Annotated in this window: 20 protein-coding genes; 14 read left to right on the top strand and 6 right to left on the bottom strand. The window is 59.8% G+C overall.

Translation table 11 applies throughout. From position 1 onward, the window contains the following. The first annotated feature begins 24 nt into the window (after positions 1 to 24). Positions 25 to 996 carry a LysR family transcriptional regulator gene (locus tag NW807_RS10670; protein WP_414421237.1) on the top strand — a complete coding sequence of 324 codons (972 nt, stop codon included), beginning with the start codon at positions 25 to 27 and terminating at the stop codon, positions 994 to 996. Then, positions 993 to 2,033 (top strand): anthranilate phosphoribosyltransferase family protein, encoded by a 1,041-nt coding sequence (locus NW807_RS10665; protein WP_414426093.1) that lies wholly within the window; start codon positions 993 to 995, stop codon positions 2,031 to 2,033. The genes NW807_RS10670 and NW807_RS10665 overlap by 4 nt, the downstream gene beginning before the upstream one ends. Positions 2,034 to 2,071: 38 nt before the next feature. Here the strand turns inward: NW807_RS10665 and glgP are convergent, their stop codons facing one another. Beyond that, positions 2,072 to 4,678 (bottom strand): alpha-glucan family phosphorylase, encoded by a 2,607-nt coding sequence (glgP, locus tag NW807_RS10660; protein ID WP_414426092.1) that lies wholly within the window; start codon positions 4,676 to 4,678, stop codon positions 2,072 to 2,074. A 135-nt stretch (positions 4,679 to 4,813) separates the two neighbouring features. On the opposite strand from glgP, the gene mnmE reads away from it, so the two are divergent. From mnmE to gpmI, 4 genes are all read left to right on the top strand, one after another. Beyond that, entirely contained in the window at positions 4,814 to 6,193 is a 1,380-nt protein-coding gene (gene mnmE / locus NW807_RS10655) for a tRNA uridine-5-carboxymethylaminomethyl(34) synthesis GTPase MnmE (RefSeq protein WP_414405913.1), read from the top strand. Positions 6,194 to 6,299: 106 nt separating this feature from the next. After that, the gene (dps, locus tag NW807_RS10650) at positions 6,300 to 6,800 is read left to right on the top strand and encodes a DNA starvation/stationary phase protection protein Dps (RefSeq protein ID WP_414395712.1); all 501 of its coding nucleotides are present in this window, start codon (positions 6,300 to 6,302) and stop codon (positions 6,798 to 6,800) included. Positions 6,801 to 6,823: 23 nt separating this feature from the next. After that, positions 6,824 to 7,348, top strand: coding sequence for a tetratricopeptide repeat protein (locus tag NW807_RS10645; RefSeq protein WP_414395710.1), 525 nt, complete (start codon positions 6,824 to 6,826; stop codon positions 7,346 to 7,348). A 98-nt stretch (positions 7,349 to 7,446) separates the two neighbouring features. After that, positions 7,447 to 9,039 carry a 2,3-bisphosphoglycerate-independent phosphoglycerate mutase gene (gene gpmI, locus NW807_RS10640; protein WP_414426091.1) on the top strand — a complete coding sequence of 531 codons (1,593 nt, stop codon included), beginning with the start codon at positions 7,447 to 7,449 and terminating at the stop codon, positions 9,037 to 9,039. Positions 9,040 to 9,052: 13 nt separating this feature from the next. Here the strand turns inward: gpmI and NW807_RS10635 are convergent, their stop codons facing one another. Together NW807_RS10635 and NW807_RS10630 are read right to left on the bottom strand one after the other, a co-directional pair. Continuing rightward, the gene (locus NW807_RS10635) at positions 9,053 to 9,367 is read right to left on the bottom strand and encodes a hypothetical protein (protein WP_414426090.1); all 315 of its coding nucleotides are present in this window, start codon (positions 9,365 to 9,367) and stop codon (positions 9,053 to 9,055) included. Next, on the bottom strand, positions 9,364 to 9,951 hold the full coding sequence (locus NW807_RS10630) for a DUF3177 family protein (RefSeq protein WP_414426089.1): 588 nt from the start codon (positions 9,949 to 9,951) through the stop codon (positions 9,364 to 9,366). Before NW807_RS10630 ends, NW807_RS10635 begins: the two co-directional genes overlap by 4 nt. Positions 9,952 to 10,256: 305 nt before the next feature. Between NW807_RS10630 and NW807_RS10625 the strand changes: the two genes are divergently transcribed. The 8 genes from NW807_RS10625 (at position 10,257) to NW807_RS10590 (ending at position 16,243) form a co-directional block, all read left to right on the top strand. Further along, the gene (locus NW807_RS10625) at positions 10,257 to 10,787 is read left to right on the top strand and encodes a hypothetical protein (RefSeq protein WP_414410377.1); all 531 of its coding nucleotides are present in this window, start codon (positions 10,257 to 10,259) and stop codon (positions 10,785 to 10,787) included. 5 nt (positions 10,788 to 10,792) lie between these two features. Then, on the top strand, positions 10,793 to 11,539 hold the full coding sequence (atpB, locus tag NW807_RS10620) for a F0F1 ATP synthase subunit A (RefSeq protein WP_414395700.1): 747 nt from the start codon (positions 10,793 to 10,795) through the stop codon (positions 11,537 to 11,539). A gap of 227 nt (positions 11,540 to 11,766) precedes the next feature. Next, a complete protein-coding gene (atpE, locus tag NW807_RS10615) occupies positions 11,767 to 12,015 on the top strand; it encodes an ATP synthase F0 subunit C (protein ID WP_414395918.1) in 249 nt (82 codons plus the stop codon). A 92-nt stretch (positions 12,016 to 12,107) separates the two neighbouring features. Next, positions 12,108 to 12,581 carry a F0F1 ATP synthase subunit B' gene (locus NW807_RS10610; protein ID WP_414426088.1) on the top strand — a complete coding sequence of 158 codons (474 nt, stop codon included), beginning with the start codon at positions 12,108 to 12,110 and terminating at the stop codon, positions 12,579 to 12,581. Between the two features lie 54 nt (positions 12,582 to 12,635). Then, positions 12,636 to 13,145 carry a F0F1 ATP synthase subunit B gene (locus NW807_RS10605; RefSeq protein WP_414426087.1) on the top strand — a complete coding sequence of 170 codons (510 nt, stop codon included), beginning with the start codon at positions 12,636 to 12,638 and terminating at the stop codon, positions 13,143 to 13,145. Between the two features lie 25 nt (positions 13,146 to 13,170). Then, positions 13,171 to 13,719, top strand: a complete 549-nt coding sequence (gene atpH, locus NW807_RS10600; protein ID WP_414426086.1) for an ATP synthase F1 subunit delta — start codon at positions 13,171 to 13,173, stop codon at positions 13,717 to 13,719. A 32-nt stretch (positions 13,720 to 13,751) separates the two neighbouring features. Beyond that, positions 13,752 to 15,272 (top strand): F0F1 ATP synthase subunit alpha, encoded by a 1,521-nt coding sequence (gene atpA / locus NW807_RS10595; protein ID WP_414411699.1) that lies wholly within the window; start codon positions 13,752 to 13,754, stop codon positions 15,270 to 15,272. A 26-nt stretch (positions 15,273 to 15,298) separates the two neighbouring features. Beyond that, the gene (locus NW807_RS10590) at positions 15,299 to 16,243 is read left to right on the top strand and encodes a F0F1 ATP synthase subunit gamma (protein ID WP_414410373.1); all 945 of its coding nucleotides are present in this window, start codon (positions 15,299 to 15,301) and stop codon (positions 16,241 to 16,243) included. Here NW807_RS10590 and NW807_RS10585 read toward each other — a convergent pair. The 3 genes from NW807_RS10585 to NW807_RS10575 all read right to left on the bottom strand — a co-directional run. After that, the gene (locus NW807_RS10585; RefSeq protein ID WP_414426085.1) at positions 16,240 to 17,913 is read right to left on the bottom strand and encodes an ABC transporter permease; all 1,674 of its coding nucleotides are present in this window, start codon (positions 17,911 to 17,913) and stop codon (positions 16,240 to 16,242) included. The genes NW807_RS10590 and NW807_RS10585 overlap by 4 nt on opposite strands. A gap of 121 nt (positions 17,914 to 18,034) precedes the next feature. Next, entirely contained in the window at positions 18,035 to 19,081 is a 1,047-nt protein-coding gene (locus NW807_RS10580; protein ID WP_414426084.1) for a Fe(3+) ABC transporter substrate-binding protein, read from the bottom strand. Positions 19,082 to 19,297: 216 nt separating this feature from the next. Further along, the coding region (locus NW807_RS10575) for a GAF domain-containing protein (RefSeq protein ID WP_414426083.1) at positions 19,298 to 21,484 on the bottom strand (2,187 nt) is incomplete at its 5' end.

The raw sequence follows: 21,484 nt of genomic DNA, 5'->3' as shown, positions 1-21,484 counted from the left end.
GCCGTAACTCCTGAGAGGTTCTCGGTGCGCTTGGAGCTGTTGCAGGCTTTTCTAAACGTCGTCGAAAGTGGCAGCTTTTTGGCTGCAGCCCGCCGCAGTGGCCTAAGCCAGTCTACCATCAGCCGCCAAATTCAGGCCTTGGAGGAAGAGGTGGGCGCCCCGCTACTGCACCGCAAGAGCCCAGTGGCCCTGACGGTGGCGGGGGAACGGCTCCTACCCCATGCCCGGCGCATCTGTCAGGAGTGGCAGCAAGCCCAAGCCAGCATTCGGGAATGGCTGCAGGGCGGGCAAAGCGAGCTCTGCGTTGCCGGGATCCACTCCCTGACTGCCTATCGACTGCCGCCGGTGCTGCAGGAGTTCTGCCGAGAGTACCCGCAGGTGCAGTTGCGGGTTACAGCTCTAGGCAGCGACCGCGCCTTGAAGGTGCTCAAGGATGGGTTGGTGGATGTGGCTTTGGTGATGGAAAATCCCTGGCTAAGGCGGGGGGACGAACTGGTAGTGGAGCCCCTGTATTCCGAGCCCATCCAGGTGTTGATGGCCACCAGCCATCCCCTCAGCCGCTACGAGCGGATCCCTTGGCCGGTGTTGGCCGAGTACCCCCAGGTCGTGTTTAAAGATGGCTATGCCATGCGCACTTGCGTGGAGTCCCACCTGGCCCGCCAGGGGTTAACTCTCAAGGCAGCGCTGGAGCTGAACACGCTGGAGGCTTTTCGCGGTGTCGTTCGCCAGGGGCAGTTGATTGCTCTCCTGCCAGAATCGGCTCTAGTGGACTGTCACGCCGACCCAGGGTTGCAGGTGCGGCCCACCGACCCCCCCTTGTTGCAGCGACAGGTAGTGGCAGTAACCACCCGTGATCGCTATCAGATCCCGCCCATTCGCCGGTTTTTGCAGTTAGCAGCCCAGTTGCTCCGCCAGCCTGCTTCCGACGCCAAGGCAGATAGGGATGCCTCCTGGGTTTCTGCCAAGTTCGCTCGCCCTAGACTGCCAAAGCTATGAGCCACGAGTTTCGCGAGCTTTTGAAGAAAATCAGCAGCGGCACCCACACTCACGAGGATCTCACCCGCGGCGAAGCCGCCCAGGCCACTCGGCTGCTCCTTGCGGGCAAAGCCACCCCGGCCCAGATTGGGGCCTTTTTGATTGCCCACCGCATCAAGCGCCCCACCGCCGAAGAGCTGGCTGGTATGTTGGATGCCTATGCCGAGTACGGCCCTCGCCTTCCCCAACGAGATCTGCCCCATCCCTTGGTTATCTTTGGCCACCCCTACGACGGCCGCTCGCGAACAGCGCCGCTGGGGGTGTTAGTGGCTTTGGTATTGGCGGCAGCAGGAGCAGCTGTTTTGCTCCATGGTTCCGGCTGTTGCCCTCCCAAGTATGGTCTACCCTTGGAGGTGGTTTGGCGAGGCTTGGGGGTGGACTGGCGAGGATGGTCGCTGGAGCAGGTGGGCCGATGCCTGGAGCAAACTGGCTTGGGATTTTTGTACTTGCCAGACTGCTTCCCCCAAGCGCAAGCTCTGATGGAGTACCGGGATCAAATCGGCAAGCGCCCTCCCCTGGCTACGCTGGAGCTGGTCTGGGCACCCTATGAGGGCCCCTTCCACCTGGTGGCCGGCTATGTGCATCCGCCCACCGAGGCTACAATGCTGGAGTTGTTTGCCCTGCAAGGGATCCAAAACTTTACCACGGTCAAGGGACTAGAAGGCAGCAGCGACCTGCCGCGGGAGCGGACAGCTATCCTCAACCACCGCGGGGAACGGCTGCTGCTTAAAGCCCGCGACCATCACCTGGCCGGCCCGGAGATCCCGCTGGCGGAGGAGAAAGAGTTGCTGCGGCAGATGCACCAGCTCCTCAACGGGGATCCCTCCCCCCTTGCCCCAGCGGTACTCTGGAATGGCGGCAGCTACCTCTGGCTGCTGGGCTATGCTCAATCTCTCAGCGAGGGGATCCAGCAAGCAGAGGAATTGCTCCGCTCTGGCCGAGTGAGGGAAAAGCTGCAACAGCTCCAACACCTAGCTTGCCTGGCCCAGCCTTCCTAAAAAGCAATTGGCCCAGCTCTTGAGGAGGGCCTGACCGGCTAGGCCCAGAGCATCAGCCGCAGCTCATAGGGATCGGGCATATCGGGGTGAAAGGGCAATAGGCGGATGGCCAACCCCTGCAAGCCGCTGCTCTCGTAGCGAACTTGGCCACAAAAGATGGCGCGATCCCCCACTGTCTCCACGTAGCGCAAGGGGGTTGCCCGGCCGTTTTGGATCTGGCCCTTGTCGTCCACCGACCCCTGGTAGGCTTGAACAATCACATCCTGCGGCTGCAGGGATCCCAGCTGCACCTCCACCGTTACGGTGAGGGGTTCCCCGGCCATCACCACTTCCTGGCCCTGGCTATCCCGGCCGGCAGAAGGCTTGCCAGTGGGCTGTCTTGGGTTTTCAATCCGGACGTCGAGAACCCGGAGGTTGTACCAGTTCTCCTGCAGATGGTTTCGCCAACGGGTAAACTGGCGGGCCGCCTGGAAGTTGTTGCGCCGCATGCGGTCAAAGGAGTTGCTCAACGGAATGTAGGCTCGCTCGGCATACTCCCGAACCATGCGCTGGGTGCTGAAGCGAGGGCAGTTGAGGCGGATTGCCTGCTTCATGCGCTGAATCCAGGCATGGGGCAGGCCATCGCTGCCGCGTTGGTAGAAAAGAGGAGCTACTTCCTTTTCCAGGAGATCGTAGAGGGCGTTGGCCTCCACCTCGTCCTGGTAGGCGCGATCCTCAAACTCCTCGCCGCGGCCAATGGGCCAGCCAGTCTGGTAGTAATCTGCCTCATCCCACCAGCCGTCCAAGGTGCTCAGGTGCAGTCCGCCGTTAGCCGCTGCCTTCATGCCGCTAGTACCGCTGGCCTCGCGGGGGCGCAGGGGGGTGTTCAGCCACACGTCCACCCCGGCCACCATTAAGCTAGCGATGTACATGTCATAGTCTTCGATAAACACCAGCCGCTGGCGGAACTCTGGCTGGCGCGACACCTGGACAATCTGGCGGATCAACTCCTTGCCGGCTGTATCGCGAGGGTGGGCCTTGCCGGCAAAGATAAACTGCATCGGGTACTGGGGATGGTTGATCAGGGCTTTGAGCCGCTCCAGGTTGTGGAGCAAGAGAGTGGCCCGCTTGTAGGTGGCAAAGCGGCGGGCAAACCCAATGGTAAGCACCTCTGGGTTGAGGGCTTCTGAGGCCCGTTGGATCTCAGCCGTCGAGGCTGCCCGCTTTTGCAGCTGCTCCACCAGGCGCTGGCGGGTGAAGTCAATGAGGCGAGCGCGGCTGTGCTCGTGCGCCCGCCACAGTTCCGCATCCGGGATCCGATCCACCTTCTGCCAGAGAGGATCCGAGGGAGGAGCCTCCGCCCACTCCGGCCCCAGGTAGCGGTCGTAGAGAGCTTGGTTTTCCTCCCCCACCCAGGTGCGGACATGCACGCCATTGGTGATGGAGGTAATCGGCACCTCCTCTTGCGGGATCCCAGGCCAGAGGGGGCCAAACATCTTGCGGGCGACCGCCCCATGGAGCTTGCTGACGCCGTTAACAAACGAGGCCATGTTGATGGCCAGCACCGCCATGCTGAAAGGGGACTGGAAGTCGCCTGGATTTTCTCGACCCAGGGCCAAAAAGTGCTCCCGACTTAGGCCCATCTGGCGGTAGTAGGAGCCCAGGTAGTAGTCGATTTTGTCTGGCGGGAACAGGTCGATCCCCGCAGGCACTGGCGTGTGGGTGGTAAACAGCTGGCTCGACTTAGCCACCTGCCAGGCCTCCTCAAAGCTCAGCCCTTGCTCCACCATCAACAGGCGGATCCGCTCCACTGCCAAAAAGGCAGAGTGCCCCTCGTTCATGTGGTAGACAGTGGGGTGGATCCCAAGGGCGCGCAGAGCCCGTACACCACCGATCCCCAGCATCATCTCCTGGTGGATGCGCACATCCTGGTCGCCCCCGTAGAGCTCGTCGGTGATGTCCTGGTCGTACTGGCTGTTGGGCTCGATGTTGGTGTCGAGAAGGTATAGGGGCACTCGCCCCACCATGGCTTTCCAGATGCGGGCAAATACCTTGCGGTTGGGGTAGTCCACCTCAATGCGAATCTCGCGGCCCTCCGCGTCTCTTTGCAGCTCCAGGGGCATGTTAAAGAAATCGTTGGTGGGGTAGCGCTCCTGCTGCCAGCCATCGGGGCTGAGGTACTGGCGGAAATACCCCTTCTGGTAGAGTAGGCCCACACCCACGAGCGGCAGGCCCAAGTCGCTGGCTGCCTTGAGGTGATCCCCGGCCAACACCCCCAAACCCCCTGAGTAAAGAGGCAGACAGTCGGCCAAGCCAAACTCCGCGGAAAAATAGGCGTAGCATTCCCCTTCCACCGCATGGGATAAGCGGTACCGACGGTACCACGTGTCTCGTTGGAGATAGCTATTTAGTTGCTGGCTAGCTCGCTCCAGTTGGGCTAAGAACCCCGGATCCTCTGCCAATTCATCCAGGCGTTCCTGCCGGATCTGGCCCAAAAGAGCCACAGGGTTGTGCCCGCAGGCATCCCACAGATCTGGATCCATGCGCCGGAACAGGGTGCGGGTTTCTACGTTCCAACTAAAATGCAGGTTGTAGGCCAAAAAGCGCAGGCTCTCCAAGGCAGGCGGCAGGTAAGGGATTACCCTAAACGTGCGTAACGGCTTCATATTTTGTTAGGACAAGTGCAGGTCGCCACTGCCAAGCTACCCTGACCCTGGCGGGAGAGCTTAGCTTTTTACAGCTTCTTTCGAGTTAAGGCCGGGCTCCTGCCTACAGGGAACTAAGGCATAGCCCATTCACCTATGGATCCCACTACACCCCTGGCCGACACCATTGCTGCCATTGCCACCGCTGTGGTGCCCGAGCAGGGCAGCATTGGCATTGTGCGCCTTTCCGGCTCGCGGGCTCTGTCCATTGCCCAGGCGATCTTTACTCCCGCCCGCCGCAATGCCACCTGGGAGAGCCATCGCCTTCTCTATGGCTGGATCCATGACGAGAAGGGCCACCCACTGGACGAAGCTCTGGCTGTGTGGATGCAGGCCCCCCGCTCCTACACCCGCGAGGATGTGGTGGAGTTCCATTGCCACGGCGGCATTATGGTGGTTCAGGCTACCCTGCAGCAGTGCCTGCGCCAGGGAGCCCGGCTAGCGCAGCCAGGGGAGTTTAGCCTGCGCGCTTTCCTAAACGGTCGCATCGATCTAACCCAGGCCGAAAGTGTGGCTGATCTGGTGGCAGCCCGCTCTCCGCAGGCAGCTCAAATGGCGCTGGCGGGTCTGCAGGGCAAACTGGGACAGTCTATCCGCGCCCTGCGCCAGGCGCTCCTGGGCTTATTGGCCGAGATCGAGGCGCGAATTGACTTTGAAGAGGATCTGCCCCCTCTGGATGTCCCGGCTTGGCAGGCCCGGCTGCAAGACATTCAGGCTCAGATGCAGGCCCTGCTGGCCACTGCCGAACGGGGGCAACTGCTGCGCACTGGGGTGAAAGTGGCCATTGTCGGGCGGCCCAATGTGGGCAAGTCCAGCCTGCTCAACGCCTGGTCAGGGCAGGATCGCGCTATTGTCACGGATCTACCTGGCACCACTCGGGATGTGGTGGAATCCCAGTTGGTGGTGAGAGGGATCCCCGTCCAGCTCCTGGATACCGCCGGCATTCGCGCCACTGACGATCCGGTGGAGCGGCTGGGGGTGGAGCGCTCCCAACGGCTGGCCCAGACCGCCGATGTGCTGGTGCTGGTCATCGATGCTCAGGCGGGCTGGACGGAGGCTGATGCGGCTATCTATGCCTCCATCCGCCACCGCCCCCTGATTCTAGTGATCAACAAAACTGACCTCGCCTCCCCCAACGGCATTTCTCTCCCCCCCGAAATCACCTACCGTGTCCCTGCTGTTGCCGCCCAGGGCAAGGGGATCCCAGAGCTGGAAGAAGCCCTGGAGCAGCTTGTTACCCAGGGGCGACCCCAGCCCAACTTGGAGGTCAGCCTCAACCAGCGCCAGGCCGCCGCCCTCCGCCAGGCCCAAGCCAGCCTAGAACAAGTGGCCCAGGCCATGCGGGAACAGCTCCCCCTCGATTTCTGGACCATCGACCTGCGGGGGGCGCTGCACGCCCTTGGCCAGATCACCGGCGAGGAGATCTCCGAGGCAGTCTTGGATCAGATCTTTAGCCGCTTTTGCATTGGCAAGTAACCGCTTGCTAACTCATACTCATTCTGAGTTTGTGTTAGTATAGGCCCAGTTGGGAGCTGACAAATCGATGGCCCCAGCGGGTTCCACAACAATTGGGAGGTTGGCTATGGTTAGCGCCGAAAAAACCCGTCTCTACCCCACTCAGCTCGACCTGCCGGCCGAGGCCCGCGCGCAACTGGTGGAGCTGCTCAACCAGTCTTTAGCGGACACCCTGGATTTGAAGACTCAGGTGAAGCAGGCCCACTGGAACGTCAAAGGCATGAACTTCATCGCCCTGCACGAGATGTTTGACACCTTTGCCAGCACCCTGGAAAACTACGTGGACATGCTGGCCGAACGGGTTACGGCCCTGGGGGGCATTGCCCGCGGCACGGCCCGCATTGTCGCCCAAACCTCGAGCTTGCCTGAATACGACCTGACGGCTGAAGACGGTCGGGCTCACCTGCAGGCTTTGGCGGCCCGCTACGGTCAGTATGCCGCTGCCGTTCGGCGCAACATTGACCGCGCCACCGAGCTGGGGGACGCCGACACTGCCGACCTGTTTACCGAGATCTCGCGGCAAATCGATAAAGATCTCTGGTTTATCGAGGCCCACCTGCAGGCTTAAAGAGCTAATTGTGGGGTAACAAAATGGTTGCCAGTGCTTCTCTCCTTTACTTGGCAGCTTTGGCAGGCATCCTGGGGGTGGTGGGTTTCTTTGTCTTGCGTGGGGTGCTGCGCCTATGGGCGCAGGAAAAAGTCATTCGCGAGCTCCAGCCCCGCCTAAGCAAGGGCAAGGGATCCCCCCAGGAGCACTACGAGTTGGGCAGCGTCTACCTGCAAAAGGGTCTCTACGAGCAGGCCATCGTCCAGCTCAAAAAAGCCCTGGAAGTGGCTGGGGAAAACATCCCCCCGGTTTGCAACGCTCTTGGCTTTGCCTACTTTAGCCAGGGGCAATACGATCTGGCCATTCGCTACTACAAAGATGCGGTGGCGGCAGATCCGGCCTATGTAACCGCCTGGAATAACCTGGGCCATGCCTACGAGAAAAAAAATCTCTACGGCCCTGGCCTGGAAGCCTACGAGACCGTGTTGAAGCTGGATCCCCAAAATGCCATTGCCAAGCGCCGCGCCGAGTCCCTGCGCAAGCGTCTGCAGCCCAGCTCCCGCGGCTAATTGACAATTGCTGGCCTTAAAAGAAAGTGGAGGTTAGGGATCCGGTACCGTATTGCCGGGGCTGGTATCATGTTTTGGAAAACGCGAGAGACCGCTTCATGAATGCACAGTCGGTGGCACCGGTAGTTTTGGTCATTCTAGATGGCTGGGGTTATCGCGAGGCCGCGGAGGGCAACGCCGTGCTGGCTGCCCGAACCCCCGTCATGGATAGCCTATGGGCTACCTATCCCCATACCCTGCTGCAAGCTTCGGGGCGGGCCGTGGGTTTGCCAGAAGGGCAGATGGGCAACTCCGAGGTGGGCCACCTAACTCTGGGAGCAGGGCGGGTAGTGCCGCAGGAGTTGGTGCGCATTAGCGATGCCATTGAGACGGGATCCCTTTTTCAAGAGCCTCTTTTGGTGGAAGTTTGTCGTCAACTCAAGGGGCGGGGAGGCCGGTTTCATTTCATCGGGCTCTGCTCTGCAGGAGGGGTTCACTCCCACATTGACCACCTCTACGGCCTGCTGAAACTGGCAGCGCAGGTGGGGATCCCTGCCTACGTTCATGCCATTACCGATGGCCGCGATACTCCCCCTTGTGAAGGGGCAACAGTTCTGGCCGCCCTCCAAAAAGAGCTGCAATGGCTGGGCAACGGCGTCATCGCCACCCTGAGCGGCCGCTACTACGCCATGGATCGGGATCGCCGTTGGGAGCGCACCCAGAAGGCCTACGAGGTTATGACGGAAGATGGCCCTGGCTGTGGCCGCAGCGCTGCCGAGGTGATGGAAGACTTTTACGCCCAGGGTATTACCGACGAGTTCATTCCCCCCACCCGTCTGGCGCCGGGAGCAGTAAGGCCGGGAGATGCAGTCATCTTCTTCAACTTCCGCCCGGATCGGGCCCGCCAGCTTACCCAAGCTTTCGTCTGCCCCGACTTTTCCGGTTTCCAGCGCTGCCTTATTCCGGACCTCACCTTCATCACCATGACCCAGTACGATCCCACCTTGCCGGTGCAGGTGCTCTTTAAGCCGCAGAACCTGGATCACCTGGTAGGGCAGGTGGTAAGCGAGGCTGGCCTTAAGCAATTGCGCATTGCCGAAACGGAAAAATACGCCCACGTCACCTACTTCTTCAACGGCGGCCTCGAGCAGCCCTTCCCTGGGGAAGATCGCATCTTGGTTCAAAGCCCGCTGGTGGCCACCTACGACCAAGTGCCGGAGATGTCGGCGAGGAAAGTCACCGACAAGGCTATCGAAGCCATTGCCCGCGGCGAGTACAGCCTGGTGGTGCTGAACTACGCCAACCCTGACATGGTGGGCCACACCGGCAACTTTGAGGCCACGGTGCGGGCTCTGGAAACGGTAGACCACTGCCTGGGTCGCCTGCTGGCGGCAGTGGTAGACGTAGGAGGCACCACCCTTATCGTTGCGGATCACGGCAACGCCGAGCAGATGTGGGACGACCAGGGCAACCCCTGGACCGCTCACACCACCAACCCCGTGCCCTGCATTCTGGTGGAGGGCGAAAAGCGCAAGATCCCGGGCCGCGGTGGCGACGCCAGGCTGCGTTCCGGCGGCACCTTGGCTGATGTCGGACCCACCCTGCTCGAGATCTTGGGCTTGCCGCAGCCCCCTGAGATGACGGGGCAGTCCCTCCTGCAGCCGGCAGAATACACCCTCCTGCAGCGGCAGCCGGCGCCTGTGGGGCGCTAAAACCCGCCCTCCCCTACTCGGCTACTGGGATCCCTTCTTGGATTAGCCAAGCCCTCACCTCCTCCCAGCTGCGGTAGAGAGCTAAAACCTGGGAGTGCTCAGGGTGGTAAGGGGCCCTGAGGCGCTCTAACTGTAAGAAGCGAGCCTGAGGAGGGATCACCGGCACCTCTGGATCGGGGGGGGTGGGCCGGCGCAGGGAGCTGCTGTAGCCGCGGTAGATGAGCACCAAGTCCGTTTCCCCCTCGCTTTCCACCTCCACCCGCAGCACCTCCTGGGGGTGGGCTTGGCTGTAGCGCTCTAGAGCCAGCGGCCAGGGCAGGGCGCTCATGCTGCCAACTCCCTTTTCTCCTCAGGGGGCCGCAGCCGCCAAACGAAATAGACGCTGTAGAGTAGGTAAGCTACCAAGCCCCAGGCCCCTAGGCTCCCGAGCAGCTCGGGGGATACATTGGGATGGAAGATCTCTCGAAAGCCCAGCGGCGGCTCAAACCAGGCTCGACACTCCAGCGACAAAGAAGCCTGGAAGGCGCAGGGCACAAAGGCTCCCGAAAAGAAGAACCCGACCCCCATATAGCCAGTCAGGATCCACCGCCAGAGCAAGAAAGCCCGCGCTGCCCAGCTTCTCGACTGCTCGAGGGCGGTGCTCCAATCCCGCCAGAACCAAAGGCTGAGCGGGATCAAAAGCCGTGCCATTGCCCCGCTCAGGAAACTGATGGGCAGGCCGCCAATCATGAGATATACGGTTACCGCCAACAGGCTAGACACCCGCCAGTAGGCAATCAGAAGCTGGATCAGGGGCCCCAGCCCCACCGCAAAAGCCCAAACCAAGAGAGCTAGCGGCACCACCACGGTCAGCGCCACAGCTAGGCTGTAGTCCGCCCAAATGGCTTTCAGCAGCCACTCCTGTGGGATCATCTTCTCCTTCTCTCCTTCCTGACCCTAGTATGCCGGGATCTGCAGCAGGATCCCCCAGGGGTACAGAATACTACCCCTCCCCAAGACTTTACGCTGCAGGCTTTTGGAAAGTTTTCCAATTCTCGCCATTGCCCATCCAGGAAGGTGGTAGATTCTTAAAGGAACACCTCGTGGGCCAGCCGTCTTTCTGGAGGGCAGATGGGAGTTTCCTAGGGCCTTGGTTTGGCCTAGTGTGTTAAGTATTGTTACTCAGCCATGGTATTTTGGGTTAAGGCCGACCCCTAAGAGGTAGGAATCCCGCTTCCATGTCCCCTTCTTTCAGACTTCTCTCCCACAGTCCCAGCCGCTGGAAGGCAGCCCAGTGGAAGCCCAGGCCCTTGCCTCCCCTAGAGGACGTGCCCCTTTCCCAAAACGATGAGGAAGAGAGGGGTTGCCAAGCTTCGCTGCAGCCAGAGCCAACCTCTCGCGAGGGGACAGTGGGCAGAAGCTATGCGGCACTGCAGTTATGGCTGGCGCTAGTTACCCTTAGCGTGAGCCTGGCCATTGCCCTGGGGTTGGCTTTGGTTTACTCACCAGGGGTTGCAGGCAACTACTTGCTAGGGGCAATGGTCGGCGTAGTCTATCTGCGCATGCTGGGCCGCAGCGTGGCAGAGCTGGGCAAAACTCGCAGCCGTTTAGGGGTGACGCGCCTGGCTTTGTTTGTTGGGCTGATGGTTTTGGCTGCGAAGGTGAAGTCCCTACAGATTTTGCCCATCTTCTTTGGGTTTATGACGTATAAGGTCACCCTGCTCATCTACCTCGTCCAGACGTTGAGCCGTTTATCTTCCTCTTCCTGATGCTTATGAGCCCGTCCTTCTCCTCGCCTTTTCTCCTAGCAGAGCTTGAGGTTGGCCATCACCTCTACTGGCACCTGGGCAAGTTTACGGTCCACGGCCAGGTTCTGATTACCAGTTGGATTGCCATTGCCCTGATTTTGACGGTGGTGCTGCTGGGCACTCGTCAACTGCAGCGGGAGCCCGCTGGCTTGCAGAACTTTGTTGAGTATGTTTTGGAATTTGTGCAAAGCATTGCCCGTGCCCAGATTGGCGAGAAAAACTTCCGGCCCTGGGTGCCCTATGTTGGCACCTTGTTTCTGTTTATTTTTGTCTCCAACTGGATGGGGAATCTTTTCCCCTGGAAGTTGATCCCGTTGCCGGAAGGGGAGCTGGCTTCTCCCACCAACGACATCAACACCACTGCCGGCTTGGCGCTGCTTACCAGTATCATGTATTTCGTGGCCGGCATCAGCAAGCGGGGGCTGTCCTACTTTAAAAAGTACATCGAGCCCACGCCGGTTCTCTTGCCCATCAACGTTCTGGAGGACTTCACCAAGCCCCTCTCCCTAAGCTTCCGTCTGTTTGGCAACATCTTGGCCGAGGAGCTGGTGATTGCGGTGTTGGTGTTGCTGGTGCCCTTGTTGATCCCGGTGCCGGTGATGATCCTGTTCCTGTTTACCGGAGCCATTCAGGCTTTAATCTTCGCAACCCTCTCGGCGGCTTACATTGGAGAGGCGCTGGAAGGCCATGGGGGTGGGGATCACCACGATTGAGCTGCCGAGGAGTCGGCGAGGGCTGGGGTGCTCAGCTCTCCCCACCTCTTCCGGGGGTTGTTGCCGGGGCTTGGTAAGGTTTGTTGGGGCCGAGGGCCTGTGCCCAGAGGTCGCCGACAAGGGGGCGATCGGCTCGGAGACTCCAGCCAGATCACCTCAAACCAAAGGCGCTGTTGCAGTCGTGCCTACTTCTGTTCTGTAACGACGAGGAGAATCTCACGATGGCTATGGATTCGTTAACCTCTGCTGCCTCTGTTTTGTCTGCTGCTCTGGCTATTGGTTTGGGATCCCTGGGTCCAGGGCTGGGCCAAGGGAATGCTGCTGCTGCGGCCATGGAGGGGCTGGCCCGCCAGCCAGAGGCGGAAGATAAGATCCGCGGCAGCCTGTTGATCAGCCTGGCCTTCATGGAAGCTCTGACCATCTACGGCTTGGTGGTGGCGCTGGTGCTTTTGTTTGCTAACCCCTTCGCCTCCTAGTGCTGTCGTCTTGGGGGCAGTCTGGACAGTCCCTGCCGGCTTGCCCCCTAGTCTTGCTTCAGCTCAGATCCCGTTTCTGTCCCTGAGGCCCCATGCTCTCCTCAGCCCTTTTGGCCGTCGAGGCCGCCGAGAAAAATGGTCTCTTCGACTTGGATGCCACCCTGCCCATCATCGCCATTCAATTTCTGTTGTTGGTAGCCGTGCTTAACTCTCTCTTCTACGAGCCGGTTACTCGGGTTATTGACAGCCGCAACGACTACATCCGCTCCACCCAGGCGGAAGCCCAGGAGCAGTTGGAGAAGGCAACGGCCCTGGCCCAAGAGTACGAGGCTGAGATTAGCCGAGCTCGCCTACAGGCGCAGGCCGTGATTGCCGAGGCGGAAGCGGCTGCTGCTCGCATCCGTTTAGAGAAGCTGGCGGCAGCTCAGGCAGAGATCCAAGCCAAGCTGGAAGCGGCGCGGCGGCAGGTTGAGCAGGAAAAGCAAGCAGCCCTTGAACAGCTGCAGCAGCAAGTGGAGGCCATCGCCGCCCAGATTACCGAGAAGTTGCTAGGCAGCGTCCGTTGAGTGGCTGGTTAAACGTTCCTTGGGGAGTAGCTTGTGATGCTAGGGTTTAGCTGGATGCCCGCTTGGCTTTTGGCCGTGGCTGAGCCAGGGATCCTCGAGGCGGTTCTAGAAAGCAACCTCATCAACATCGCCATTATCCTAACTTTGCTGTACCTCTTGGGTCGCCGAGTGGTGGGGGAAGCGCTGGCTAAACGGCGGGAAGGCATCCTCGAGGAGCTGCGGCAGGCGGAGCAGCGCAAGCAGGAAGCCCTCGAGAGGCTGGCGAAGGAACAGCAAAAGCTGGCGCAGGCCCAGCAGGAAGCAGAGCGCATTCGCCGTCAGGCGGAAGCTAGCGCAGAGGCCCGCCGTCAGGAGCTGTTGCGGCAGGTGGAGCAGGAGATCGAACGGCTGCGCGCCAAAGCGGCAAGGGATCTCGCCGCCGAGCAGGAGCAAATTCTCCAAGAGCTGCGCCGCCAAATTGTTCGCCAAGCGCTGCGCAAGGTGGAACAGGAGCTTCCGCAACACCTCAATGAGCAGATTCACCATCGCCTCATTGAGCAAGGGATCCAGATGCTTGCCCGCTAGGTGAGTTCAGGAGAAACGGAAACCCATGCTGAACCGGAAAATGGCTCTTAGGGTAGTGGATCCCTACGCCGAGGCCTTGGTTTCTCTGGCTTCTGGACAGGGGTTGCTGGACGCCTTTACCGCCGATGTGCGCTTTATTGCCGCTGTTTGGCAGGCCACGCCGGAGCTGGGCCAGTTTCTGGCTAGCCCCCTGGTGAAGACGGAAGCCAAGAAAAACCTTCTGCAGCAGGTGTTTGCCGATCAGATCCACCCGCTGCTGCTCAACGCCCTTCAGCTGTTGACCGACCGCCGCCGCATCATGTTCCTTGGGGCTCTCTGTCAGCGTTTCTTGGAGCTGCAGCGGAAACTGCAAAACATTGTTCTTGCGGAGGTAACCGCTGCAGTGCCCTTGACCGAAGCCCAGCAGCAATCCATCCGGGAGCGGGTAAAGGACTTCACGCAAGCCAGCAGCGTGGAGCTGCAGATTAGCCAAGATCCCACGGTGCTAGGCGGAGTGATCCTCAAGATTGGCTCCCAGGTCATTGACCTCAGCTTGCGCGGCCAGTTGCGCCGGCTGGCGCTGCAGCTAGCTTAAGTTTTGAGATCCCCTTTCCTGAGAGGACTGCCATGCCTACCATTCGCCCAGATGAGATTAGCACCATCATCAAGCAGCAGATCGAGCAGTACAACCGGGAGATGCAGGTCTCCAATGTCGGCACGGTTCTGCAAGTAGGAGACGGCATTGCCCGCATCTATGGCTTGGAGAAGGTGATGGCCAGTGAGCTGCTGGAGTTTGAGGATGGCACGCTGGGCATTGCTCTCAACCTCGAGGAAGACAACGTTGGCGCCGTGCTGATTGGCGACGGCCGTAACATCCAAGAAGGCTCTACTGTCAAGGCCACAGGCAGAATTGCCAGCATTCCCGTAGGGGAAGCCCTGCTGGGCCGCGTGGTCGATCCCTTGTGCAATCCCCTCGACGGCAAAGGGCCGATTCACTGCACCGAGACTCGCCTCATTGAGTCCCCAGCTCCCAGCATCATTGACCGCCGCTCGGTGTATGAGCCGCTCCAGACCGGCATCACCGCCATCGACGCCTTGATCCCCATTGGGCGGGGACAGCGGGAGCTCATTATCGGCGACCGCCAAACGGGTAAGACCACCCTTGCGGTCGACACCATCCTCAACCAAAAAGGACAGGACGTCATTTGCATCTATGTGGCCATCGGCCAGAAGCAGAGCAACATCGCCCAGGTGGTGAACATCCTAACCGAGCGGGGGGCAATGGACTATAGCATCGTGGTGGCTGCTGGCGCCGACAGCCCGGCCCCCCTACAGTGGCTGGCTCCTTACTGCGGGGCCACCATTGCCGAATACTTCATGTACCAAGGCAAGCACACCCTGGTGGTCTACGACGACCTGTCCAAGCAGGCAGTAGCCTACCGCCAGATGTCGCTGCTGTTGCGCCGTCCCCCCGGTCGGGAAGCCTATCCGGGCGATGTGTTCTATCTGCACTCGCGGCTACTGGAACGGGCAGCCAAGCTCAACAGCCAATTGGGCGAGGGATCCATGACCGCCCTGCCAATTGTGGAAACCCAGGCCAATGACGTGTCGGCCTACATTCCCACCAACGTTATCTCCATTACCGACGGCCAGATCTTCCTGGAGTCGGATCTGTTCAACGCTGGCATTCGCCCAGCCATCAACATTGGCATTTCCGTTAGCCGCGTTGGCTCGGCGGCGCAAACCAAGGCTATGAAGAAGGTCGCTGGCTCCCTGAAGGTGGAACTGGCGCAGTATCGGGATCTGGAAGCCTTTGCCCAGTTTGCCTCCGACTTGGATGAGGCCACCCAAAAGCAACTGGCCCGCGGCCAACGGCTGCAGGAGATCCTCAAGCAGCCCCAATATTCGCCCCTGTCTTTGGACCAGCAAGTAGCCATTATCTATGCGGGAACGCAGGGCTACCTGGACGACATCCCGCTAGAGAAGGTCTCCAGCTTCAAGCAGGGCCTGCTGTCCTACTTGAGCACCGCCCATCCCAAATATGGCGAAATCGTCCTCTCCACCAAGCAGCTTACCGAGGAGGCGGAAGAGATCCTAAAAACCGCCATTGCAGAGTTCAAGCAAAGCTTTGTAGCTCAGGCAGCCTAGGGGCAGATCCAACAAGAGAGAGGGTTATGGCCAAGCTAAAGCCAATTCGGGATCGCATCAAGGCAGTGAAGAACACCCGTAAAATCACGGAGGCCATGCGCCTGGTGGCGGCAGCGCGGGTGCGGCGGGCTCAGGAGCAGGTGATGGCTACCCGTCCCTTTGCCAATCGCCTGGCCCAGGTTTTCTATCGGCTGCAGACGCGGCTGCGGCTGGAAAATGTTGAGCTGCCCTTGCTAAAGCAGCGCCCTGTAGCAACAGTGGGCCTGCTAGTGGTGGCTGGGGATCGGGGTCTGTGTGGCCCCTACAACGCCAACGTTATCAAGCGTACTGAAGAGCGAGTGGGCGAGCTGCAGGAAACAGGGCAGCAGGTGCAGCTTTACCTGGTAGGCCGCAAGGCGGTGCAGTATTTTCAGCGGCGCTCTGCCCCTATCGCCAAGACCTACGTGAATCTGCCGCAGATCCCCACTGCCGCTGAAGCCGCTCAAATTGGGGATGAGCTGCTCTCCGCTTTCCTCTCCGAGAAGGTGGATAAGGTGGAGCTCATCTACACCCGCTTTGTCTCGCTGATTAGCTCGCGGCCAGTGGTGCAATCCCTGCTGCCTCTAGACCCTACGCGCCTGGCTGCTCGCGACGACGAGATCTTTAACCTGCTGGTGCGGGGGGGAGAGTTTACCGTCGAGCGCAGCAAGATCGTTGCTCCGGTCTCAGCCCCGCCGCCGGACATGATCTTCGAGCAGGATCCCGTGCAAATCCTGGATGCGCTCCTGCCTCTGTACCTGAACAATCAATTGCTGAGGGCTCTGCAGGAGGCAGCAGCCAGCGAGCTGGCGGCCCGGATGACAGCTATGAGCAATGCCAGCGACAACGCCACTGAGCTTATCCGTACCCTCACCCTTGCCTACAACAAAGCTCGGCAAGCGGCCATTACCCAGGAGATCCTCGAGGTGGTGGCAGGTGCCGAGGCCCTCTAGGTCTCTTCCCGTCCGGAAGAGTACAAGTTACGTCGCCGGGCCATTTGGGAGTTGAGCAGGATGACAGGCAAGAGCCCCACCAAGACCATTGCCAAAGCAGGGGCACCGGCCTCGGCCAGGCGTTCGTCGGCAGCCATGCGGTAGGTGTAAACGGCCAGGGTATCAAAGTTAAAAGGCCGCAGCACCATCGTGGCTGGCAGCTCCTTCATCACATCCACAAATACCAGCAGCATTGCCCCCAAGATCCCGCCTCCCATCAGCGGCAGGTGCACTCGCCACAGGGTGCCCAGGGATCCCTGCCCCAGGCTGCGGGCTGCCTCGTCCAGGCTGGGGGGGATGCGCAGCAGGGTTGCCTCGACGGTGGCTAGAGCCACTGCCAAAAAGCGCACCAAATAGCCAAATACCAGGGCGGCGATGGTGCCGCTAAGAACCAAACCGGGTGGCTGCTGAAAGAGCACCTGCCGCCAGTAGCTCAGCAGTTGATCCAGTCGCCCCAGGGGAATCAGAACTCCCACGGCAATCACCATACCTGGCAGCGCGTAGCCTAAAGAAGACAAGCGCACTGCCAGCCGCAGGCTCCAGGTGGATCCCCGCTGCAGCCGCAGCCCATACAGCACCACCACCGACACCGAAACGGCAATCACCGCTGTGATGGTGGCTAGTAGAAGGCTATTCCGGGCGTAGCTCCAAAAGTGGCGGCCCACCGCTCCCTGGCGCAGCGTCATCTGGAGCAGGATAAGGGCGGGGACGACAAAGCCTAGCCCAACCGGGATCCCACAGGCTAGCCACGCTCCCACCGCTCGGATCCCCTGCAGACGGTAGCGGGCTAGAGCTGGCCTAAGCCCTTGGCGATAGTAGCGCGCCCGCCGGCGCAAGAATTGCTCCAAGCCCGTCAGCAGCAACACCCACAGCAACAGCAGCGCCGAGAGCTGAGCTGCTGCCACCGGATTGCCGAGGGCCGTCCAAGTGCGGTAGATGCCGGTGGTAAAGGTATCGACCCCGAAGTAGCTGACGGTGCCGAAATCGTTCAGGGTCTCCATCAACGCTAGGAGGCAGCCAGCCACGATCCCTGGCCGCGCCAAAGGCAAAGCCACCCGGAAAAAGCTAGCCCAGGGCCCGTAGCCTAGGGAACGGCTCACCTCCAAACAGGCCACCGACTGTTCCTGGAAAGCTAGCCGCGCCGAGAGATACACATAGGGGTAAAGAGTCAGCGTCATCAGCAGGATTGCCCCCCCCAGCGAGCGAATGTTGGGGAACCAGTAGTCGCCGATCCCCCAGCCGGTGACCCGCCGCAGCCAGATCTGGAAGCCCCCAGTTACTTGCAAAAAATCGGTGTAGGCATAGGCCAACACATAGGTAGGGGCCGCCAGGGGCAACACCAGCATCCACTCCAGCCAGGCCCGCCCCCAAAACTCGCACATCGTCACCAGCCAGGCGGTGCCGCTGCCCACCAGGATGACTCCCAGCGCCACCCCCGCCATTATCAGCAGGCTGTTGCGCACATATAGCCCCAAGACCGTGTCAACCAGGTGCCCCCAAACCTGCCGCTCGTCGGCAAGGAGGCTGAGCAGCACTGTTAGCGTGGGAATCAAAATTAAGCCCGTCAAGGCTACGGTCAGCAACGTCCAGCCGCTGAACCATCGCCTCCAAGCGCTCTTGAATTTAGCCAAGCTAGCTTTCCCATCAACTGCAATGGCAATTCCTGAGAGCTGGCAAAAATCTGATCTAGCCATACCGGGGAGCCAAGAAGAAGGCTCTCGGCAACCCCGGCATTTGGGGTGAACCTAGCCCTTACCGCCAACCAGCCCGATCCATGACTTTCAGGGCCTCGGGGGTAACGCGGCCAATGCTGGCGGCGTTGATCGTGTCTTCCTTGAAGGTGCCAAAGCTGGCCACCACCGAGTCGATCTCCGCCCCCCGCAGCACCGGGTACTCGTTGTTGCTCTGGGCAAAAATGGCCTGCGCCTCTGGGCCGGAGAGAAACTCCAGAAACTGGATGGCCGCTTCTTTGTTGGGAGCTGTTTTCAGAATGCCGGCGCCGCTGATGTTGACGTGGGTGCCGCGATCCTCTTGGTTGGGGAAGAAGACGCCGATTTTCTCGGCTACGGCGCGATCTTCTGGATTGTCGGATTTGATCAAACGCGCCAGATAGTAGGTGTTGACCAGGGCCACGTCTCCTACGCCAGCGGCTACGGCTTTGATTTGATCAATATCTCCCCCCTCCGGCGGGCGCGCAAAGTTGGCCACCAAGCCCCGCGCCCACTTTTCCGTCTCCGGGATCCCGTGCGCCAAGATGATCGAAGCCGTCAGAGACTGGCTGTACACATTGCTGGAGGAGCGAGTGAGCACCTTGCCCCGCCACTTGGGGTTAGCGAGATCCTCATAGGTGGACAGCTCCTTGGGATCCACCTTGTCCTTGTTGTACATGATTACTCGCGCCCGCTTGGTCAGGCCGAACCAGTAGCCTTCCGGATCCCGCAGGGATTCTGGGATGTTTTTAGCGAGCGTCTCCGACTGGATAGGTTGAAACAAGCCTTCGTTTTGAGCCCGCCACAGCCGGGCCGCATCCACTGTCATGAAAATGTCAGCGGGGCTGTTGGGTCCCTCGCTGCGGAGGCGCTGGAGAATCTCGTCGGCGTTGCCCTGCACCCAGTTTACCCTAATGCCCGTTTTCTGTCTGAAAAGTTCGTATAGTTTTTCATCTGCGCTGTAGTGCCGAGAGGTGTAGAGGTTGACCTCCCGGTTGGCGCCGCGAGCCGAACGCCCCAGCGAGCCTACTGTCAAGGCTACCGATCCCAAAACAGCTGCGTTAACCAACTGCCGTCGCGATAAGCGCATACCCAGCTCCTAAACTCAAAAAAAATCTCAGGGAAAGCTGCTGCACTGATTTCGTCAGCAGCAACGGATCTAGCCCTCGAAGCGGACCAACCCTTCCAAATCCTGCTTTTCTAGACCAAGCTTATTGAGAGTCTGTATCAGTAGCTTCGCCCTAGGCAATGATAGGGGATCTCAAGTACTGAGTCAAGCTCTTAGGAGCTATTCTCAGCAAGCAGATTAAAGTTGCGGCAGATGGGGCAGGTGGAGCGTAAAGGTTGTCCAGCCGGCGGCGCTGCTGACCTCGATGGATCCGCGCAACTGATCCACCATCTGTTTCACCAAGGCCAGGCCTAGACCCGTGCCCCCTTCCTTCCAGGGATCATTGCTGGGAATGCGGTAAAAGCGCTCAAAGATGCGCGTGAGCTCCTCGGCAGGGATCTCTTGACTATTGCTGACCTGGATGCGGCTTCGACAATTTTCCGTTTCGATCTGCAAGCGGATGGATCCCTGGGGTGGGGTGTATTTCACCGCATTGTGCAGCAACTCGCGCAGGATTCGCCCTAAGAGCAAGGGATCGGTCGTGAGGGAGCTCTCCAGGGGAACGCTGGCTTGGAAAGTTTGCCCCTTGGCGCGGGTCCGCTCTTGGGTAACCGTCAGCAGATCCCCCAGCAGCTCCCGCCAGGTGAGGGCTTGGATGTTCAGGGCACAGGCCCCGGCTTGTAGCCGCTGCAGATCCAGCAGGTCGTTGATGAGATCGATTTCCCGCTGGCATTCCCGCTCGGCAATAGCCAGGTATTGGGCTCGCTTCTCCTCAGAGGGAGCTATCTGCAGCATTTTGAGAGCCATCCTTAGGCTAGTGAGGGGAGTGCGCAGCTCGTGGCTGACGGTGCTGATGAAGTCGTCTTTCAATTGGTTGAGGCGCTCTAGAGCTTGCACCTGCTCTTGGGCAGCTTGGAACAAGCGCGCCTGGCGCAGCCCAATGGCACATTGGTTGGCCACCTGCTGGATAAGTCGGATCTCCGGGTCGTCGAAAGGACGCCGAGCCGATCGAAAGATCCACAGATCCCCCAGGACTTGGCCTTTATCTAGCAAGGGACAAGCCATCACTACTTGGCGGTCTTCCAGGGCTTTCCCTGAAAAGCAAAATAGACAAGACTGCCCCCTGAGCAGTTGTCGATGAACGTCTCCGTAAGGGCCTCTCTGCAAAGGTACAGAGAGATTTAGGTAAGACTTCGAGCGGGGGCAATACTCGTAGCGGATGGTGGCAAGGGTGAAATCGGCGTTGTAAAGGCTGATGTTGCAGCCATCGGCATCTAGACTTTCTCCCAGCTCGCGCACGGCGGCGCTGAGGATCTCAGCTTCGTCGAGAGAATCGCGCACGCGGTTGGTAATGCTTCTTAGGAGAGCCTCAAATTGCAAAGCCCGCTCTAGCTCTGCAGTGCGCTGCCGCACTTTTTCTTCTAGCGTTTGGTTTAGAGCTTTTACCTGCTCGTACAACTGAGCCTGTTGCAACGCGATAGCCAACTGGTCGGTCAGCTTCTGCAAAAGCTCAATTTCCCACTCCTGCCACGGGCGGCTGGATTGGCAGTGCTGCGCCACCAAGAGGCCCCAAAGGTCTTCACCCCGTCGGATTGGGATCACCAAGTTGGCCTGGGCCTGGAAAGATTCCAAGAGCTGCCGATAGCAAGGATCCAAACTGGCGGTCGCCACATTTTCGATGGCTTGCACAAAGCCCTGCTGGTACTTGGGATGGCAGGGATCCCTGTGGAAATACTCATCCCACACGTAGCGGCCCAAGTGACTAGGCCAGGGATCCACCACCGACTCAGCGGCCACAAACCCCCCTACCCCCTCCTGCAACTGGTAGATCATTACCCGATCCACCTGGAGAAACTCCCGCACCTCGGCAGTGGTTGTTTGCAAAATAACTGGCAGGTCTAGAGCTTGTCGGATCCGCCGCAGCAAAGCCCCTAGTAGTCGCTCCCGCTCTGCTTCTTGCATCAACAGATCCTGAGCCTGCTTAAGAGGGGTTATGTCCACAACAACGCCACAGACGGCATAGGGATCCCCCTGGCAATCTCGCAGGGCAAATTTGGTAACCCACTGGCTCAATTGCTTGCCATTGCGGGAAAAAGTCCGCTCGTAGCTGACAGGATCCGGAGATTGGAGAGCTTTCTGATCCTGCTCTCGGAACTCGCGGGCCTCTTCGGGAGTGAAAAGCTCATCATCCAGCTTGCCAATAAGTTCTCCTAGCTCAGAACCTCTCTGTTGTAGATAAAACCTGTTGGCGTGAAGATAGCGCCCCTCCAGGTCTTTGAGGAAGATGGAAAAAGGGATCCCATCCAGAATAGCCTTAAGCCGAGCTTCGCTTTCTTGTAGAGCCAGCTCTGCTTCTTTCTGCTCCGTAATATCTTCGGTAATGCC

It is taken from the genome of Synechococcus sp. R70.1, from assembly GCF_047461675.1.
GTDB lineage: Bacteria > Cyanobacteriota > Cyanobacteriia > Thermostichales > Thermostichaceae > Thermostichus.
This window is presented reverse-complemented; position numbering and strand designations above follow the sequence as displayed.

Coding starts and splice junctions, on each gene's coding strand:
- NW807_RS10630 (WP_414426089.1), bottom strand. CDS start 9,951: ATGATCCCACAGGAGTGGCTGCTGAAAGCCATTTGGGCGGACTACAGC.
- NW807_RS10610 (WP_414426088.1), top strand. CDS start 12,108: ATGCTCTCCTCAGCCCTTTTGGCCGTCGAGGCCGCCGAGAAAAATGGT.
- NW807_RS10665 (WP_414426093.1), top strand. CDS start 993: ATGAGCCACGAGTTTCGCGAGCTTTTGAAGAAAATCAGCAGCGGCACC.
- NW807_RS10635 (WP_414426090.1), bottom strand. CDS start 9,367: ATGAGCGCCCTGCCCTGGCCGCTGGCTCTAGAGCGCTACAGCCAAGCC.
- NW807_RS10590 (WP_414410373.1), top strand. CDS start 15,299: ATGGCCAAGCTAAAGCCAATTCGGGATCGCATCAAGGCAGTGAAGAAC.
- gpmI (WP_414426091.1), top strand. CDS start 7,447: ATGAATGCACAGTCGGTGGCACCGGTAGTTTTGGTCATTCTAGATGGC.
- mnmE (WP_414405913.1), top strand. CDS start 4,814: ATGGATCCCACTACACCCCTGGCCGACACCATTGCTGCCATTGCCACC.
- atpE (WP_414395918.1), top strand. CDS start 11,767: ATGGATTCGTTAACCTCTGCTGCCTCTGTTTTGTCTGCTGCTCTGGCT.
- NW807_RS10580 (WP_414426084.1), bottom strand. CDS start 19,081: ATGCGCTTATCGCGACGGCAGTTGGTTAACGCAGCTGTTTTGGGATCG.
- atpA (WP_414411699.1), top strand. CDS start 13,752: ATGCCTACCATTCGCCCAGATGAGATTAGCACCATCATCAAGCAGCAG.
- atpB (WP_414395700.1), top strand. CDS start 10,793: ATGAGCCCGTCCTTCTCCTCGCCTTTTCTCCTAGCAGAGCTTGAGGTT.
- glgP (WP_414426092.1), bottom strand. CDS start 4,678: ATGAAGCCGTTACGCACGTTTAGGGTAATCCCTTACCTGCCGCCTGCC.
- NW807_RS10605 (WP_414426087.1), top strand. CDS start 12,636: ATGCCCGCTTGGCTTTTGGCCGTGGCTGAGCCAGGGATCCTCGAGGCG.
- NW807_RS10645 (WP_414395710.1), top strand. CDS start 6,824: ATGGTTGCCAGTGCTTCTCTCCTTTACTTGGCAGCTTTGGCAGGCATC.
- atpH (WP_414426086.1), top strand. CDS start 13,171: ATGCTGAACCGGAAAATGGCTCTTAGGGTAGTGGATCCCTACGCCGAG.
- dps (WP_414395712.1), top strand. CDS start 6,300: ATGGTTAGCGCCGAAAAAACCCGTCTCTACCCCACTCAGCTCGACCTG.
- NW807_RS10625 (WP_414410377.1), top strand. CDS start 10,257: ATGTCCCCTTCTTTCAGACTTCTCTCCCACAGTCCCAGCCGCTGGAAG.